The sequence below is a fragment of the Pseudomonas sp. 43(2021) genome, assembly GCF_017490805.1.
Classification (GTDB): Bacteria; Pseudomonadota; Gammaproteobacteria; order Pseudomonadales; family Pseudomonadaceae; genus Aquipseudomonas.
Window position 1 is genome coordinate 1 of the sequence record NZ_JAFGYJ010000245.1, and the last position, 531, is coordinate 531.

Below are 531 nucleotides of genomic sequence, written 5' to 3' on the forward strand. Positions count from 1 at the left end.
GCGCAGGCCTTCTGATCCGGGGTGTCCGGGCATAATCCTCAGGTTTGAGCATCAGTGCAACGGGTGGCGTAACGGCAGCAGTCAAAACACCGCAGGCTGTGCTGCGGTGTTTTTCGGTTTATCCATGACTCGACAGCGCCAGGCGAAGGGATTGATGCCCTCGCTGCGGGTGAACATGTGGCAGAAGTGCGCCTGATCGCAGAAGCCGCATTCCAGGCTGATTTGCGTGAGGCTGAGGTCGGTGTGCTGGATCAGCAACTTGGCCCGGGCCAGGCGCTGGGCGCGGATCCAGGCCTGTGGCGACAGGCCGGTGCTGCACTTGAATGCGCGGGAGAAATGACTGCGTGACAGTGAGCAGGCACGGGCCAGTTCCGCCACTTCCAGGCTTTCGCCCAGTCGATCGAGGATCAACTGTTTGATCTGGCGTTCGCGCTGCGGACTGAGTCCGCCAGTCGTGTTTTTCCGCGGTTCGCAGGCAGGGGCGAGGGCGACGGTTTGCTGTAGATAAGCCATGGCCAAGGTCCGTGTCGG

The 531-nt window shown here is 61.8% G+C and carries 1 protein-coding gene; it reads right to left on the minus strand.

From position 1 onward, the window contains the following. Window positions 1-81: 81 nt before the first annotated feature. A complete protein-coding gene (locus J5M71_RS27000; protein WP_207838568.1) occupies window positions 82-513 on the minus strand; it encodes an AraC family transcriptional regulator in 432 nt (143 codons plus the stop codon). Between the last annotated feature and the right edge of the window lie 18 nt (window positions 514-531).